The 18,331-nt window shown below is 64.8% G+C and carries 8 protein-coding genes; 5 read left to right on the top strand and 3 right to left on the bottom strand.

The genetic code is table 11. From position 1 onward, the window contains the following. Window positions 1-405: 405 nt before the first annotated feature. A complete protein-coding gene (locus ACR9Y2_RS31825) occupies window positions 406-2,967 on the bottom strand; it encodes a family 16 glycoside hydrolase (protein WP_435045912.1) in 2,562 nt (853 codons plus the stop codon). A gap of 143 nt (window positions 2,968-3,110) precedes the next feature. On the opposite strand from ACR9Y2_RS31825, the gene ACR9Y2_RS31830 reads away from it, so the two are divergent. Together ACR9Y2_RS31830 and ACR9Y2_RS31835 are read left to right on the top strand one after the other, a co-directional pair. Beyond that, the gene (locus tag ACR9Y2_RS31830; RefSeq protein WP_435045913.1) at window positions 3,111-4,907 is read left to right on the top strand and encodes a putative nucleotidyltransferase substrate binding domain-containing protein; all 1,797 of its coding nucleotides are present in this window, start codon (window positions 3,111-3,113) and stop codon (window positions 4,905-4,907) included. Next, complete coding sequence (locus ACR9Y2_RS31835; protein ID WP_435045914.1) at window positions 4,904-5,512, top strand: 3'-5' exonuclease; 609 nt, start codon at window positions 4,904-4,906, stop codon at window positions 5,510-5,512. The genes ACR9Y2_RS31830 and ACR9Y2_RS31835 overlap by 4 nt, the downstream gene beginning before the upstream one ends. Window positions 5,513-5,576: 64 nt before the next feature. Here ACR9Y2_RS31835 and ACR9Y2_RS31840 read toward each other — a convergent pair whose 3' ends face one another. Further along, the gene (locus tag ACR9Y2_RS31840; RefSeq protein ID WP_435045915.1) at window positions 5,577-6,347 is read right to left on the bottom strand and encodes a papain-like cysteine protease family protein; all 771 of its coding nucleotides are present in this window, start codon (window positions 6,345-6,347) and stop codon (window positions 5,577-5,579) included. Between the two features lie 173 nt (window positions 6,348-6,520). On the opposite strand from ACR9Y2_RS31840, the gene ACR9Y2_RS31845 reads away from it, so the two are divergent. Next, window positions 6,521-8,485, top strand: coding sequence for a glucuronyl esterase domain-containing protein (locus tag ACR9Y2_RS31845; protein ID WP_435045916.1), 1,965 nt, complete (start codon window positions 6,521-6,523; stop codon window positions 8,483-8,485). Window positions 8,486-9,147: 662 nt separating this feature from the next. After that, window positions 9,148-15,228: an Ig-like domain-containing protein gene (locus ACR9Y2_RS31850; RefSeq protein WP_435045917.1), complete on the top strand. Its 6,081-nt coding sequence runs from the start codon at window positions 9,148-9,150 to the stop codon at window positions 15,226-15,228. A gap of 114 nt (window positions 15,229-15,342) precedes the next feature. On the opposite strand, the gene ACR9Y2_RS31855 is transcribed toward ACR9Y2_RS31850, so the two are convergent. After that, window positions 15,343-16,674, bottom strand: coding sequence for a S1C family serine protease (locus ACR9Y2_RS31855; RefSeq protein ID WP_435045918.1), 1,332 nt, complete (start codon window positions 16,672-16,674; stop codon window positions 15,343-15,345). A gap of 28 nt (window positions 16,675-16,702) precedes the next feature. Here ACR9Y2_RS31855 and ACR9Y2_RS31860 point away from each other — a divergent pair, with 28 nt between their 5' ends. Beyond that, window positions 16,703-18,244 carry a hypothetical protein gene (locus tag ACR9Y2_RS31860; RefSeq protein ID WP_435045919.1) on the top strand — a complete coding sequence of 514 codons (1,542 nt, stop codon included), beginning with the start codon at window positions 16,703-16,705 and terminating at the stop codon, window positions 18,242-18,244. The last annotated feature ends 87 nt before the right edge of the window (window positions 18,245-18,331 follow it).

Raw genomic sequence — 18,331 nt, forward strand, 5'->3', positions numbered from 1 at the left:
TTCATGGCGACAACTGCAATCCTTGAGCCATCGACAACCCAATGAATCGATTTGACCTGGCGGAAGGGTCAGTGGCGGATGGCAGCGGGCGGAGTCGGCGGATCGACTCGATCCGGCTCATTGCCCCCGTGCCTCAACAGGATGGAGGAGCTTCCAAAATGGCGAACTCGGCGGCCCTTGGCTTCTACGAACGTGCGCGACGGGTTGAGAGACCGCCTGGAGGCTGAGGGGTATTCGGCGGAGGCTGCTTCCGTCGGCTTCCCCACGGAAGCAGTGAATGAACCGCCTGCATCCCAGGGTCCCTTCCATCGCAAGGTCATCACCATTGGATGCGGGCGTCAGCTTCAGCTCGTTGCGCGCTTCACATCCTGTGACGGTTTCAAAGCGCTGGCCCGCCCGGCCGCATCACTCCAACTCGCGAATCCGGATGTTGCGATACCACGCATCACCGCCATGGTGAGTGATCACCAGCGGATACTTCTTCAACGCATCCGCCTTCAGCTCGTCCAGATTCTTAAGCTTCGGGATATCCTCCCGCTCCTGGGCCGCCATCATCTTGCGCAGCGCCTCCGATTCCAGATTCACGTCGAGCACTTTGACCCCATCCAGCCAGTGCTCCACGTGGCTCCCCTGCACCAGAATCCGCGCCGTGTGCCACTCCTCAATCTGAAGCGGCGGCAGTTTCGCCGTTGGCGCCGCGAATAGGTACAAAGCGCCGGTTCCATGGCTCGGCTCCACCTTCGCATCGGCCACGCGTTCGTCATCGATCAACTGCAATTCCAGCCCCAGTGCCTTGGGTACCTCAGGATCGATGCGCCCTACCTCCGGATTCGGGCGCATGCCAAACACCAGGTATTTCACCCCGCTATTGGTGCCCTTCGCCAGCTTCCAGTCGAACATCAGCTCGAAGTTGCGAAAACTGCGCTCCGTGGAAATGTCCGCTCGCTTCCCTTTCGCCAGCGATCGGATCGACCCTTCCTCCACGCTCCATCCCCCGTTGGTGGGGAACTGCGGCCTCGCCAGCGTGCGCCAACCCGCGCTGGTCTTGCCATCGAACAGCGACTGCCACTGATTCGCCCCTGGCAGGTCCCACGCGGCGAGCAGTCCGAAAGTGAAGAACTCCGGGAATTTGTCCACCGTCATGTCGCTGCGCAGGACATCATGCAACGACGACAGCGCCCCATGCAGCTTCGTGGCCGGGATCGCCTTCGGTTCCAATACGGCGGCCACCGCGGCGATCAGGCTGGTACGCGGCCCGAATGACTCCACCGTCACGGCCGCCTTCGCCCAGCGCGCCACGGCCGCAATCTGGCTTGCCTGGATACCCAGGGGCCGGTCGCCCACCGACGATACCAGCAGCGCGAACAGCCAGTCTCGTTTCGCAATCTTCGACTCACCAGAGTAGAACGGATCCACCGCAATCACCCGCCGGCCTTCCTGCTTCACCAGCCTGCGCGCCTCACCGGCCAGTGCCCCGCGCCCCTGGTCGCCGATCAGCAGGGTGACCTTCGGATTCGCGGAGTCGCCCATCTCAATGACGGGCAGCGTCCAGTCATTGTCCAGCCGCAGCCGCCAGTACCGCAGCCGGATCCCCTCCACCTCCTGGCCCGGCCCCGCCTCGGTCGCACTCACCCGGTACGTATGCGCTTTGACTACCTCCGCCAGGCCTGGCCCGCCCGCCTTTCGCGGCAGCCCCTCGCTCAGTCTCAGCGCGAGCTTGTGGATATCCAGGTTGTCCGCGGGTAATTCCATCCGTAATTCTTCCGGTGTCCGGACGTCGCCCTCTGACGGAATCTCCTTCTCGGAAAATGCAGCCTCGTGCCCACCATAGAAGTTGTCGCGCACGAAACGATAGAACGCCTCTCGATTCTCCTGCCCGTAGTTGTGGCCCGCATCGAAGTTGATATGCGCGCTCAGCTTTTCCCCAGCACGGTAAAGTTCGTAGTACGGCCGGGCCGCCCAGATCAGCGGAGCGTTCGCATAATCACCCCGGAAACAACAGTTGTCATACGCGTTGTTGCTGATCATCGTGGGCTTCGGAGCCCGCATCGCCGTCAACGTCGTGTAATCCGCGATACTCGCCAGGTCCACCGGCGTCTGTTCACTGTCGCCCAGGTCCTGGTCCGGAAACTGGGCGCGCGTCACGAAACTCGAATAGCCGGCCACCGGAACCGCAATCGTCACCCGCGGATCCAGCGAACTGATCAGGATGGTCTGCCAGCCTCCGCCCGATAGCCCCGTTACCGCCACCCGCGAGGGATCGGCGTTCGGATGCCCCAGCAGGATGTCCAGCCCGCGCTTCTGGGAAAGATAGTGCAGGGCGACGCCACTCGTACCCAGCAGGTCCAATTGATTGGTCCGCGTGTGGCTGAAGCCGTCCGCCTTCAATTGCCCCATGCCCAGCCACTCGAAGTTCAGCGCCAGCGCCCCCTTCTTGGCTTGGTTGATACAACGGATCTGGATGTAGTCGTTCGCTACTCCGGCGCCTTCATGCCCGTTCGTATTCAGGATCACCGGCACTTTTCCGCTGAGCTTCTCCGGTTCGTACAGCAGCGCCGGAATCCATAAACCAGGGATCACCTCATACCGCAGGCGCTTGATCCGGTAGCCACGCCCGGGCAGCACATCCAACCATTCCACCCGCGTCTTCGCGTCCGCCCACTTCCGCCCCTCGCCGCGCAGCACCACTTCCTTCAGCACCCGCTGCCGCAGCTCCTCTTTCGCCTGAGTCCACTGCTGCGCACTGCTCACCAGGGGCATCGATTTCACACGGGAGGCCGTATACACCTGGACTTCCACCAACGGCTGGTTGGCGGCCAGAATCGGCCGGCCCATTGCCTCTTCCAGGCTGGGAGTCTGCGCGGCACACGGTAAGACAGCGAACAGCGGACAGAGGAATAGCGGCAGGATCTTCATCGAGTAGTATGTTAACCCTTCCTGGCGGAGACGGACTGACCTTCGCGACACGCATCCTCCTCCGCCTCTCGCCTCGCAGCCATGACAAAACCGTTTCAATGCTAGAATCCTATGAACCGCTGGACCCCGTTTCGTCCCAGGCCTCACAGCTTCGCCGCTGCCGCAGTAAAAGGGGACGCAATCGTAGTTTCAGCATGAACACCGCCGCCATCGCCTATCGTGTCGCCGACTTCCTCAAACAGCACCCGCCCTTCGAATTCATGGAAGTTCCCGACCTCGTCGCCCTCGCCGCGCGCGGCCGCGTGAAGTTTCACGAATCCGACGAGTACATCTGCTGGCAATCCGCCGCCCATACCCCTTTCTTCTTCGTCATCCAGCAGGGCTCCGTCTCCCTCTGGGACGAATCCGTCAACCCACCCGTCCTGCGCGACATCCGCGGTGCCGGCGACAGCATCGGCCTCGAACGCTTCAACGGAATCCCCACCAGCCTCGTCTCCGCCAAAGCCGCCAGCGACGTAGTCCTCTACGCCCTCCACGCCGCTGACTTCGAACCCCTGCTTCAGCGCCATCCCCGCGCAAAGAAGTTTGTCATCGCCTACTCCGCCGTCACCGCCGACTACGAACCTCCTGGTGAACGTTCCTATCCCCACCAGACCTTCCTGTCTGACCTGCTGCGCGACCGCGCCCCATTGCACTGCTCCGGCTCCACCCCCATCCAGGACGCCGCCCGCCTCCTCCACGACTCCGGTGCCCAGGCCATTGCCCTCACCGAAGACGGGGCCTTCTCCGCCATCCTCACCTCCGCTGACCTCCTCCGCTGGGTCGCCGCCGGAGCCTCCAACCCGCGCCAGCCCGCCTCCAACATCGCCAACGCCGATCCCATCACCGTCGCCCCCAACACCCTCGTCAGCGACTGCGTCCTCGCCATGGCCCAGTCCGGCACACACGCCGCCGCCCTCACCAATGACGGCTCGCCCGGCAGCACCCTGGAACGCATCATCACCATCCCCAGCCTCACGCAGGCCTTCGGCGATCACCCCGTCGCCATCCTGCGCGAAATCGTCTCGGCCCCCACCGTCGAATCCCTGCGCATCCTCAACGAACGCGCGCGCTCCTGGATCCTCGACAACCTCTCCGCACCCTCCGCGGCCGGCTGGCTCGCCTCGTTCTCTGACTTCGTCAACCGTGGCATCATCCGCCGTCTTCTCGATCTCCAAGGCCTCGATTCGTCCCGTCTCTCCTGGTGCTTCTGCGGCTCAGCCGGACGCCAGGAACTCCTCACCGCCGCCGCCCCGTCCATCGCCATCATCGGAGCCGGTACCCCTGCTGCATCCCTTGCCCTCGCCGATTGCGGCTACCACTCGCCAGACACTCTGGCCCTCGACAGCCTCGACGAATGGAAGTCCCGTTTCTCCGGCTGGATTCGCGATCCCATCCGCACGCAGATGTACCGCGCTCGCCCCCTCTTCGATCTGCGCCTCTTCCACGGCCCCGGCCAGCCGTTCGGTGAACTGGAAGCCCATATCCGCCGCGAGCTCGCCGCCGAGCCCGGCTTCCTCCAACTGCTCGCCAACGACTGCCTCGCCAATCTCCCACCCCTGACGTTCTTCCGCGATGTCGTCGTCGAGGAGTCCGGCGAACTCACCGACACGTTCCGCCTGGAAAGCAATGCCGTACAGCCCCTTGCCGATGTGGCCCGCGTCTTTAGCCTCGCCGCCGGCATCCCCCTGGGAGCCTCCACGACGGCCCGCTTCGAAGCCGCCGGACGCCTGCTGCCGGCCCAGTCGGACCTCTTCCGCGAAGCCGCCGATACCATGAGCGTCATGCTCTTCCACCAGGCCCGCGCCGGCCTCCGCCTACGCTCCAACGGCGCCGAATTGCCCCTGCCCCTGCTCAGCCGCCACGACCGCCAGGTGATCAAGAGCGGCTTCCGCTCCATCCACCGTCTCCTCGAATTCGCGGCATCCTGGGAATGGCTGGAGGCCGTTTGACCTGGCCCCTCGAAACACCGAACGAGCAGGTCCGGTTCGTCGTGCTCGACTCCGAGACCACCGGACTTGACCCGCGCAAAGACCGCATCGTCACCATCGGCGCCGTCGCCGTCGTCAACCACGAGATCCTCCTCGACGACTCCTTCGAAGCCATGGTCAAGGTGGCGTACAACTCCAGCGCCGTCACCGTCCATGGCGTCACCCGCGAAGAAAGTCTTGCCGGCCTGGAAGAACCAGACGCACTCCAACAGTTCCTCGCCTACCTGGGCGACGGCGTCATCGTCGGCCACCACATCGGCCACGACGTCGAGACCTTCAATGCCGGTTACGAACGCCAGTTCGGCTTTCGGATGCAGAATCTGAGCCTCGACACAATGGACCTCACCCTCCACCTCGAACGCGACGGGGCCTTCGCCGGCCGCGAGGCCATCCGGCAGTTCTCCCTGGACGGGCTCTGCGCCCTCTTCGACATCACCCCGCACGATCGCCACACCGCCGCCGGCGACGCCTTCATGACCGCTCTTGTCTTCCAGCGCCTGCTCCGCCTCGCCGCCCGGCATGGCCGCACGACTCTCGGCCGCCTCGCTGAACCCTTTGTGCCCTAGGATCTTTCCGCCCATGCGTACTCATGGGGCAGGGAGGCCGCCTGCCCCTCTTCACCAGCCCTCTTCAGCAGCGCCAAAGGGTTTTGTAATCGACCATCTCAAACTGCCCGCGCAACGTTCGCCAGGAGTACACGAAGTCGCTGCCCATAGGGTCGTAGCCGAAACCGTATGTGCCGTACTGCGTTCCATCGCCCACAATTCCGTTCAGGCACACAATATGCGCCCGGTTCTTGAAGTTCAACGTCAGCCCCACGGGATCGGCCCGCAGCCAGTTCGCAAAGGTGGAAATCGGGAAGCTCTTCAGTCCCTCCCGCTTCAGCCCCAACGTTTTGACGAACTTGTCGTGCAGTTCCCACCGCAGCCCGGCATCCAGTTGGAAGGCCAAATGGTAAGTGCCGGCCGGGCCGTTGTCCGCCTTCGTCAGCACGTCTTCCAACGAGTACGTCTTCTTATCCCGGACCGACATCATCATCGCCGCCGTCGCCGCCCAACACCCCATCGCCTTCACTTGGCTCACAAATGGGAAGCTCATCTCCCACTTGATCCTGTAGTGCTCCGGCGAACCCGGCCTCTCCGGAGACACCAGCATGTCGTTGATTCTTTGCAGGGTCACGCCACTCGAGCCCACCTGTCCGTCTTTCCATCCAAATTGCCAGCGTTGAAGATTCTCGATCGCTCCGATGGTCAGGGCCTTGCAGTCGCCGTCCGGCGTAAGTTTCGGGTGCGGTCCGCCCCAATGCTGCGGAAACGCATTGAGCGCCGTCTGTATCTTTTTGACATCCGCGGGATGGTTCGTACAGGCTCGTCCCACGGACGCACTAATGGTTACAGCCATGAATCAGGACCCTCCTTTCCGATTACTCTATCGCGATCAGCTCCACACAATGCGGCCAGGCCGCCGCGGGCTTCCAACGCACAGTGCCGCCACGGCCAGTGAGATACAATCGCCGGGGAGCGACGAGCAGGGTGGACAGCCCACATACTCAAGGCAGGCACTCGAATATGCACATGCAGACACGGTCGCAACTTCTCCTCTACAGCGGTGCCGTGCTCTCCCTGGCACTCCTCCTGCCCGCCGCCATCGGCCAGCAGGCTTCACCGCCAAACGGACCAGACCCGCGCGAAATAGCCATTCCAGCGATAAACGCCCCAATTGCGAAACTGCCCGGGGTTGCGGAACTCCCCGTCCGAACAGACATGCCCCCTGTGCTCTTGACCAATGCCGGCGTGAAGGTCACAAACCAGCGTCAATGGCAGCGTCGCCGCGAAGAGATGCGGCGCATCCTCGCCTACTATGCCGTAGGCCAGATGCCCCCTCCGCCCGGCAACGTCAAAGGCCAGGTCCTCAAGTCCGAGACCCTCCTGGAGGGTACGGTGAATTACCGCCTTGTGCGCCTCACCTTCGGCCCCAACGCGAAGCTTGAGTTGAACATCGGCATCTTTGCCCCCGCCGCCGGCGGCCCGTTCCCCGCCATCATCCTGCAAGGCGGTACGCCGCCAGGCGCCCCCGTTCTGCCCCGTCTCCCCCAAGGCCCCAATCAAGGCAAAGGCGAGAACGTCCTCCTTCTGGTCGGACCCGCGGCCGGCACTCCGCCCGCGCCGCGCGCCTCCGCTCCTCCGCCCACCGCCGAAGCCCTCGCCGCCCAGCGCGCCGACCTCTTCCGCCGCGGTTATGCCCTCGTCCTCTTCAATCCCAATGACTGCGCCGAAGACACCACCCTGCGCGAGTCCGACGGCAGTTGGGCCTTCCGCACCACCCGCTTCTATCCCGCCTACCCCGGCTACGATTGGGGCATCCTCGCCGGCTGGGCCTGGGGCGCATCCCGCGTCGCCGACTATCTCGAGACCGATCGCTCCATCGATAAGACGAAACTCATCGTCACCGGAGCCTCACGCAACGGGAAATCCGCCATGGTCGCTGCCGCGTTCGACGATCGCCTGATGGGCGCCCCCGTCGTCACCGGTGGCGGCGGTGTCGGAGCCTATCGCTTCGCCGGCCCCCGCCGCAGCGAAACGCTCGACGTGATGCAGAAGAAATACCCCAACTGGTTCTCGCCACACCTCCACGAGTTTTGGGGCCAGCGCGAAAAACTCCCTTTCGACGAGCACTGGTTCCTGGCCCTGGCCGCCCCTCGTCCGTTCCTCGCGCTCGAAGGCATCACAGACACCATCTCCCTTCCGGAAGCCGTCCGCCAATCGATCCTCGCCGCCCGCCCCGCCTACGCCCTCTTCAACGCGGAAGACCGCCTGGGCGTCCACTACGCGAACCACGGGCACGCCTTCACCGCCGAGGATTGGACCGCCATGCTGGACTTCTTCGACAAACACCTGCGGGGCAAGACCATCGACCGTCGTTTCGACACCTACCCCACTGAGGCTGAACTGGATGCCGCCGCAGCGGCCCAGCCGTCACGCCCGCCCTCCGATCGGGCCCGAGCCTGGAAGGAGCTCCAGTCCCGCCTTCCTCAGGAGAAATACCAGCGTCATTCCCTGGCCGTGGAAGCGATCATGCGCGAGTTGGCAACGCCAGGCACCGACAATTTGGATCACTGGGCCCTGGCCGGCCTCCTCCACGACATCGACATTGCCGAGACGGCGAACGACCTCGCCCGTCATGGCATTCTGGGCGCCGGGATTCTGCGCGGCCTGCAATTCCCTGAACCGGTAATTCATGCCGTCAATGCCCACGACGACCGCGCCGGAGTCGCCCGCGCCAGCCGCCTCGACCACGCCGTGTACTGCGCCGACCAGCTCTACTGGCTGGTCACGGCCACCGGCCACGCCATTCCTTCGGTAAAGCTCAGCACCGCCAAGCCCGAGGCGATCTGGGAACAAGCCCGGCAGCTCCCCTCAAAGAAACCCCTGTTGGACGAACTGACTTCGGAATGCGCGGCCATCGGCCAGACCATGCCGAAAGCCATAGCGGCCCTACAGGCAGCGTCGGGAAAACTCCAGGCGGCCGGCAGCCACTAGCCTGAGCCGCTCCGCCCCCAGCCTGAGAGGATCGGCTTCAGTTCGGAAACGGGATCGGCATGACCTCGAAACGCTGCACGGCGTCGGACGGAATCCGACACTGGTCCGGTCCTTATCGCGGAGCCTCACAAAATCAGCCCAGAAGAGGCATGCTGTAGGCTCGAACCAGCAGCACCTTCCTCTGAGCAGCGGGCCCCCGCGTTCACATCCCCGACCACCATCCGAGCCGCCGCACATGGAGCCGTGACCGTATGGGAGTCCCCGCCTGCCCCTCCGGGCTGCCCAAGCGAAGGAAGCCTCGTACCCAGCCCCAGTCCCGGAAGCAAGAGCGACGGGCTACCAACGCATCTTCACCGGAGCGGATACTCCCCCAACTCCCCAACGCCACCGCCCATACCCTGCATCTCCGCCGCCGCACACAACGCCCACCAACAATTCATCAATCCCCAAGCCCCAGTAATTCCGCCTCCGCCCCCATTCAATATGCCCGGAAACCAACCTCAATCCAAAGTGAAACAGCATTCGAGTTCCACGCGACAATTCCGATCTTCTTATCACCACCGTAGAAAACCAAAAAATTACTATCTGCTAGAATGCGAAGATTCGCACTCGCATCGGCGGGCGCGATCGGTCTCGGTCCCACACAAAGGTCCGGTTTTTGTATGAATTCCTATTGGCGCCTTGCTCTTTCTTCCTTCTTCCTGCTGTCGTTAACGCTGTCCGGTCAACCCCTGCCTGCCTTCCTCGCCAGCCAGTATCCAGCCCCCGGCGCGACGGGAGTCCCCCGCAATACCGTCATCCTGCTGCGCCAGCTACCGGTGCCCGGGCAATACTGCGGCAGTCTCAAACTCGCGCGCGCCGGCGCCGCCGACGAGTATCTATACGGCTTACAGGGCGACTCCTTCGGCAATTCCTCTGAGCAAATCTTCATCCCGCAAGCTCCGCTTCTGCCCTCCACCCAATACACCGTAGTCACCGGTTGCACGCCGCAGACTTGGACCTTCCAGTTCACCACCGGACCCGATCTGGACACCGAGGGCCCCCGTCTCATCTCCGTTACGCCCGATCCCGCCGCCAGGGACACCAGCCCGTTTGGCCCCTTCACCCTGCGCTTCGATCAGCCACTGCTTAAATCACAGGGGGTCGTCTCCCTCGTCAACGGCGTCGGCAACCCCGTCGGCGCGGTCTCCGCCAGTCTGATGGATGATCGCCAGGGCATCGTGATCCGCCCTCAGTTCACAGACTCCATTCCGCCCGTAATCGTGATCCAATTTGCCCCTAACTCGGTGAGGGATCTCAACAACAATCCCGGCGCCGGAACGGCCACTTCCTTCCGCTTCCTCACCTCGCTGGTCACTGATGCCGGCGGTCCCCGTCTCCTCGGCATCGCTCCCGAATCCGGAGCTTCCGGCGTCACCACCAACTCGGCCATCCAGCTCCTTTTTGACCGCCCCATTGACTACGCCTCAGCACAGCAGGGCGCCATCGTACTGGAGTCCAACGGCGTGAGTCTCCCTGTCCAGCCCGTTGTCTCCAGCGCGCTCGTCCGGCTCAACGGAGTCACCCTTCTGCCCGATACCTCCTATCGTGTGCGGATCACCACCGGCCTGCTCGATGCCAACGGCGTGGCTGTCATCCAGGAGATGACGTCTGACTTCACCACCTCCTCAGCCGCCGATCCAGCGCCCACTGTCTCGGCCCAACTGGGACCCTGGAATCTGCAGGCGCCCAGGAACGCACGGGTCGTTCTCCGCTCTGCCAGCCGCCTGCCCGCGTTTGCGCCGCTGCTGGTGACGGCCATCAACCAGTGCGTGTATTCCTCGTCTTCCTGCGCGCCGCGGGCCGTTACCGCCACCCTTCAGGATGACGGCCGGACTCTCGTGGTCACACCCGGGGATCTCCTGCCCGCCTGGGCAAAACTCAACCTGGTCTTGCCCACCCTCCTGGATGTCGCTGGGTTTGATCAAACTCAATCCCTGTCCTTTACTACCAACGATCAAATCGACGCCGATCCGCCCACCCTGGTGGCCAGTTCCCCCATGGAAGGCGATGTCGATGTCTCCACCAAGGGGAACCTGCGCTTTATCCTCAGCGAACCCGTGGGCCTGATGACGCCCGCCAACGCGGTACGCCTCACCAGGGACGGCCAGGCCGTGGCCGGACAACTCCTGTTCAGCTCCCCCTACTACTCCAGTCAGGCGGCGCCGAACATATTTGAGTTCACACCCGAAACCCCTCTCCTCCCGGCCACGGCTTACGACATCGAACTGGTGGGTGTCGCCGACCTCGCTGGCAACGTCATGCCCGCCCGGAAGATCCACTTCAGGACCGCCGCCGATCCCACCGCCCCCGCTGCTTATCCGCGCCTGGTGAGCACCAACCTGGATTCCGGTGCCGTCGGACCGCTGGATCCGCTCACCTTCGAATTCAATCTGCCCTTGGCGTCCGGTGTCGCCACCGCCACGGTCTCCGTCGCCGCCCGGCAGGGGGACACTTACCTTACCTTTCCTCATCCGGTCCGCGTCGAGTCCTCCGGCTCCACTGTTCGCGTCACGCCCTTGCTGCCTTGGCCCGCCCGGCGCGACATCTCACTCTCCGTCAACGTTCAGGACAGATGGGGTCGCTCGACTGCTTACTCCAACCTGTTTCTCGCCGCCTCCGCGGGTGATACCGATCGCCCTGAGGTCGTCTCCCTGTCGCCCGCCAATGGCACCCCCCTCAGCCCCGGCCAGGCCATCCGCCTCACCTTTTCCAAGCCGGTATTCAACGCCAGCCAGGTCAATGGCGGGTTGACTGCCTCCCAGGTAGGCTCCACTTGGACCCCCACCATCCTCTGGAGCGACGACCGCACCACCGCCACCATCCTCCCCTTCTATCTCTATGCCGGCATCCCGGGTTCCGGTTTGCCCATGACGCTGGCCGTCACCTCGGCCCTGGTCGACCTCTCCGGCAATCCCGCAAAGGCGTTCACCGCGCGCTTCCCCCTCAATACCCAGGGCGTGTCTGCCCGCCTGCCCTCCATCTCCAGGTCCTGGCCCGGCAGAGGAGTGGACCAGGTCGATGTCCGCTCCTCCTTCGCTCTCTATCTGTCGGGGCCCGTCGAGGCCGGCCAGCTCAATCGGGCCGTCTGGATCGTCACCCCGAACGGCCGCGCGGATGGCGTTTGGCGCGTCTCCGGCGACGGCCTGCTCGCCACCTTCCAGCCCGCGCAACCCTGGCCGGCCGCCAGCGTCATCCGGGTGATGCAGGTGGAGTCCATCCTGGCGCTGGATAACAACTCCTATTTCACAACCGCCGCTGCCGTTCCCGGTGGCCTCCAGGTGCTCCGCACCTCCCTGCGCGATCCCCACCCCGCCAACGCCGTCATCGATGTCGAGTTCAATCAGGACATCCCCGCTGGCCGTGGTCCCGTGCGGCTGCAAGCCGGCAATCCCCTCTTCGATTTCCCCTTTGACGAGCTACGCCCGCGGCCGAACGTGGTCCGCCTCGTGCCGCGCTCCTCGCCGCCCTTGGGTGCCTATATCAGCCTGACCTCAAATCCGGATTCCACCCTGAGTTGGAGTTCACCCACCGCCGTCGTACGCCCGGCCCTCCAGACGCCCCCGGCCCAGCCGCTCTACCGTTCGCCCCTGCCTGATAGCGCCGCCATTGCCCTCAACGCCCGCGTCTCCATCGTCTTCTCCGCCGACATCAACTCCGTCAGCGCCACCGAGGCCGGCGTCACCCTCACCACCAACGGCGTCAAACTGCCGGCCACCCTCCTTCAACCCGCGCCTGGCGACCGCCTCACCCTCGCCCCGCTCTCCCTGCTTCCGGCCAACTCGAAGGTCGACGTCGCCATCACTGGTCTCGAAGATCGCCTGGGCCGGGCCATCCCGCCCATCACCTGGTCCTTCACCACCGGAGACTCCGTCGACGTAACAGCCCCCACCTTGCTCTACACCAACGTGATTTCGAACCTGGATCCCCAGGTCAACGCCGTCTTCACGTTCGACAAACCCCTCGACCCGGCCGCCAGCGATGGCTTCTCCTATTCCTACCAGGCCTTCCCCTGGAGCCTCAGCCCCGACCTCCGGTCCCTCTACATGATGCCCGCCGCCGGCTGGAAACGCGGCGAAGATTATTCCCTCAGCCCGCGCGTAGCCGATTGGTTCGGGAATCCCTCCTCAGGCGCCTCCACTTATTTCCGGACCGGCTTCGACAGCGATGGAACCCCGCTCGTCCTCCGCGCCGTCTCCCTCCTCGACGGACAGCAGGGCCTCCCGCTCAACTCCGTCTTCACTCTGCTGTTCAATAAGCTGCTTGGCAGCGAAGACCTGCGCCCGGTCCGCTTGACCACCGCCAGCGGGGATGTGCCCCTCGCTGTCAAGTCCACCAGCGGCAACCGCATCACCCTCGCCCCGCAATACCTGCTCGACCCGCTCACCCCCTACCAGTTGATCGTCGAAGGCCTCCGGGATTCCTCGGGCAATCCGCTGGTGGGCGGCGCCGTGGTCTCCTTCGTCACCGGGGAAAGCATGAACGAACCCGTCACCACCGTGGTCTACCGCTTCCAGTCAGTCGCCTCGCCGCTCACCGCACGCTTCTCGCGGCCCATAGACATCACGCCGCTGCTCGACGACCCGCAGCGGCTCACCCTCTACGATTCCTCCTCCACGGGTTCCAATCTCCCCGTTCCCACCGGCATCACGTGGTCGGACGATCGCATGCAATTGACCATCACCCCCCGCAAGCCCTTCGTGCTCGGCTCCACTTACTCACTCTCGCTCGCCGGAGTAACCGGCTCGGCTGGCGGCTCGCTGTCACCCAACTCCTTTTCGTTCATACCTTCTGACTCGCCCGATCTCTCACCCTCCAGGCTGACGTTTGTGCCGCTGGACGGCTCCACCGGCGTCCCACTCAATGTTCAGATGCAGGTGACGTTCAGCAAATTGCCTCTGGCGATGCCCGCCGTGCGGCTGTATGAGAATGGCGTGCTGGTGCCCGCTGTCTTGGGCTCCACCTATGGAAACTTCACCGTGGGTGGCCTGGTCACCCTATCGCGTGTGCTGAAGCCGAACCTTGTTTACCGCATCGAGGTCGATGCCTTCCGGGATGCTCTCGACAATGAAGTCGCAGCTTCCAGCGCCACCTTCACCACCGGTTCCGCTACTGAGCCCGCCCCCCTGCGCCTCACCTCCACCTCGCCCGCCAATGGCGATGCCGGTGTCTCCCCGGATACTCCGTGGAGCATGACCTTCAACCAGCCGCTGCTGCCCTTCACTTTTGTTGAATTTGGGCCCCAAACCAGCCGCGCCATGCCCTTCACCCTCACCTCCCAAACCAGCGGCTCCGTCTTCACCCTCACCGCCGCGCCCTCCTGGCCCGCCGCCTCCAGCATCAGCCTCGTCCTGTTCCCCACCACTCACTATGGCCTGCCCACGTTCTCGTCCTGGACCGGCGCGAAACTTGAGCGGGATGTCACCGTCGGCTTCAAGACCGCCGCGGTCCACGATCCCACTCCGCCTGTCCTTCAATCCGTCGAGCCGCCTGCGGGCTCCACCATCCCCGGCGCCCGCGCCACCGTCACCCTCCGCTTCTCCAAGCCTGTCTCTGTGTCCGGCACCGCGCTCCAGGTCTTCTATGGAGCAACCAGGGCCAACGTCACCGGCACCTTCTCCAAGGACTTCCGCGGCGTGAGCTTCAACCTCCAACCGCCGCCCAACTCACGCGTCACCTTCGCCGGCTCCTCCGACATCCGAGACAACGCCGACAACCCGTTGGAGCCCTTCGTCCTCGAATACAACACCGGCGAAAATGCGCCAACGGGAGCGCCCACCGCCCAGTTGACCGAACCCGCCCGCGTCTGGTCCATGCCGGCCGATACCCAGATCACCGTCACCTTCGACCGTCCCATGGACCCTGCCACCGTCCTGACCGCCCTTCGTGTCACCGAAAATGGCCAGAACACCGCGGGCTCCATCGAGGTGCTCGCCGGCGATCGCTCCTATCGCTTCCATCCCGCTGCGCCCTTCGGCCCCGGTGCCCTGGTGAAAGTCTTCCTCCTCGGCACGGCCCAGGATCCAGACGGGCAGCTATTCAACCCCGGCAGCATGTGGCCCATCGGCCTGAGAGTGGAGGGAGTTGCCCCGCTTGCTGCGCCACTCGAACTCACCCGCAGGGGCTTCCTGCCCACCGCTCCGGTCGACTCCATCCTCGAGTTCGAACTCAGCGCCCAGCTCGACCCCTCCTCCGTGAACGCAGAGTCCGTCTGGTTGCGCCGCGGCGCCAGCCTCGTGCCGGGCGAGGTCTCCCTGCGTGACGGCGGCATCGTCCAGTTCCGGCCGGCACAGCCGCTGGAGTCCGGAGCCGCCTACGTCCTCACAGCCGGCAGCGCCCTGCGTAGCCTCGAGGGCCGCCAGTTCGCTGGCCAGGACCTCGCCTTCCGAGCCGCGCCGGCACTGGGCTCCTCCGATCTGGAGTCCGTCTCCGAGCTCGTGTGGGCCGGCCGCCGCGCCATTCGCGTGCGCTTCACCGCGCCCGTCAGCCCGCTGGCCGCCCACGGCCTCAGCCTGGATCGCGAAGGCACGCCCGTTCCGTCGCAAACACTCAGCACCACCGATCCCCGCGAATTCCTCCTCCTCCCGGACGAGACCAGTGACCAAGGCACGCTCCACGTCAATCTGGATCGTGTACCGGAAGCCAACGGCCGCCTCATGCCGTTCCGCCGCAGGCCCGCCGCCCGTGGGGTCTCCTTCCCATGAAGATTTTCAGCGGGCGGCCGCGACCGCCGGTTGCTGGCTCACCAGTCCTCAGTTCGAAATCGCCCTGAGTTTCCGTTCCGTTACCGGCGGCGGTGCGACCGCTGCCACACGCCGTCATCGGGCCTCGCGCCGGTCGCCCAGACGCGCAGAAACCTTTACCGGAGCGCCACTCCGGATCAGCACCAGTTCGACGATGTCTCCCGCGCGTCGCTCGCTCATCAATCGAACCAGGTGCTGCGTATTGGAGAGAGCGCGGCCATTGAACGAAATGATGATGTCACCCGGGCGGATGCCCGCCGCCGCGGCCGGCGAACCGGGGCCCACTTCACCCACGATGATGCCTTGCGCGACGCCGCTGGCCGCTGAATCCCGCGGCGTCAGGTCGCGGCTGTGGAGCCCGAGAGTGGCGCCGGAAGCTGGTGTGGAACCGCCGGCCGGGCCCATTTCGAAAGAATCTTCCATGCGTTGCAGATCGGTCTTCAGGGAATCCCAGTCCGAGCGCGGAACGGACGCGATCAGCACATAGTTCCGTCCCCCGGCGGCCGCCGCCACGATGCGGGCCAGGGCCTGCACACCACGCGGGTTGACGCCGCTGTAGACGCCGAACGCAGCAGGGGCTCCCCCCAGTTGCCAGTCGCCGCTCTGCACCGGCTGGAAGCCCTTCCATTGCTCACCCATCTGGCGGCCGAGATTCGCCACCACCTGCCGGGGCGGCTGGGACCCATCCGCGATCAGGATGTTCATGGATGCTTCTCCGCGAGAGACTGCCGTCGCGTCCCCCACCTCGCGCGCTTGCCAACCGGCCGGTAGTTGCAGCGAGAAGCGGCCTCGGGTGTCGCGGTAGGCCGCACCCTCTGGTGGCCGGGCTACCGGACGCGCCACCTCCGCAGTTGGCCGGCTCCCTTCCGCCAGGATCTCATCGGTTTCCCGTTCACGGTGCTCCCGCTTGCGGATCATCGCCTCCTGGCTGATGGTCAGGCTGCGCTCGACGCTCTCGAACACGGGCTTCATCGCCGGGAAGTCCTTCTGCGCGGATGTTCCTATGAGAGAGACGATGCCCTCGCCCACGCTGACGCAGAGCAGGCGGGCGTAGAGCGTGCCCTTTTGCGGGACGGTCCCGGAAATCAGCCTCCAGGGCGAGATCATGCCGCCGGCCAGGCTGTTCCCCCGGTCCACCACCTTGCAGTCCTGCCACTGTTTGCAGAGTGCCTCCTGCAAGGAAGCAACGACATTCTCAGCGCGCCGTTCCGGACCGTCGGCGATGAGCATGCCTGCCGTTGGCCCCTGCAGCACGGCGCCGCGGCTGGTTTCGGTCACGCGCCACCCGTCGGGCAGGGTAAAGGTGTAGATCCCTTCCGGGTCGCGATAGATGCGTTGTGCGAGGACTGGGGCCGTCAGGAAGCAGGCCGCCAGGATGAAGTGGATCCCATGCCGGGCGCCGAACATTCTATGATACTAAACCAGGTAACAGGAGATGAAAATCGTTTTCTCTACTGTTTTACTGGCGGCCGCCGGGTTGGCGGCTCCGTCACAACCACAAACAAAGCGGGGCGGCGGCTGGGATGTCTCCGCGAAGGACCTGCCATCGTCGCCCGGCGGGCAGCAGACAGTCCAGGCAGGCTGGAGGCGGCACAGCGATCCTTCGGGATTCAGCGTGGACCTGCCGCCGCAGTGGCAGGTGGAGGCTCGCCCCGGGGCGCAGATTGTCGTCCGCGCCGGGGATGACCGGGCATTCGTCCTGGTCCATCCGTTCCGTCTGCGGGCCCGGGTCCCGGCCCGGCAGTTCATCGAACAATTGCCGGGCTACCTGCCAGGTCTATTTCCGGCCGCGCAGGTTGGCCGCAGCCGGCAGTTGAGCCGGGCGCCCGACGAGATGCTGGCGTCGATACGCTTCGATCAGGGACGTGGCCAGGCGACCGTATTGTGCAGTGTGGATGGCATGGCCGGGATGCTGTATGCGGTGGCTGCGGGCCAGGCCGGATATGCCGCACAACTGCCGGTCCTGGTGGCTGTGCTGCGCTCTTTCCGCTTCACCCGGGAAGCTGTGCCGGCAGGCGGACTGCCTGCACTTGCCTTCCTGCGCTGGGAAGATCCCAAAGAAGGAGCCTTCTCCTTCCAGGTGCCGCGGGGGTGGAGTGTGAACGGCGGTATGCACCGGTTGGCGCCGGTGGATACGCGGACCGGGGTGGAGATGGCATCACCGGATGGGCGCGTCATCGTGACGGCCGGCGACCAGAATATCCCTCCCTTCACCCTGCCGAACCGCACGCTGGCGTCGACCGGATTCGGCGAGGGCAGTTGGTACCCGTCACCGTTCGGAGTGAAGATGATGGTGCGCCGGTACATACCCGCGGTGCAATTTGCCGCCGAGTACGCCGCCCTGCGCTATGGCCGGCAATGCCAGCAACTCAGGATTGTGGACCGGCGCGAACATCCCCAGATCGCACGCCAGATCAGTCAGTTCTTCAGCCAGATCGGCGGCGGCATTCTGGAGCAGGAACTGACGATGGGCGCGGTCTCGTTCCTCTGTGTGGCGCAGGGCCGCGAAATGGCGGGGTATGTCTTCGCCGGGACGCAACGCGCTGTGGCGTCCGGAATCGGCATGTGGAGTGTGCCCTACCTGGGATCCTTCCTGGCAGCGCCGGAAGCGATTCCCTGGGCGCTCGAGGCGTTTGGGACGATGGCCAGGACCATCCGTTTTAACGAAGGCTGGCTGGCCAGGCAGCGCCACCTGAATGCGCGGCAGGCGACGCTGGTGGCCGAGTCGCACGCCATGGTGACGCAGACTCTGGACGACGCCTACTGGCGGCGGCAGCAGATGTGGGACACCACCAGCCGCCGGACCGAAAACAACATCCTGGGCCTCACGGACGTGGTAGATCCAGCCACCGGTGAGACTTGGAAGGTGGAGTCGGGCCACAACTACTACTGGCGGAAAGACTATACCGATACAGGGGCCGGAACACGCACCTACGACCGGCCGGATATCGACTTCTCTCCGTTGTTGGAGTGGTAGCCGCGAACGGGGGCCGGCGCGCTGCGCTCAGGCGCGCACCGTCACCAACGTCTTTAATCCGGCTGCCCACCTTCTTCCTCCACCAGC

It is taken from the genome of Paludibaculum fermentans (genome assembly GCF_051172195.1).
Taxonomy (GTDB): Bacteria; Acidobacteriota; Terriglobia; order Bryobacterales; family Bryobacteraceae; genus Paludibaculum; species Paludibaculum fermentans_A.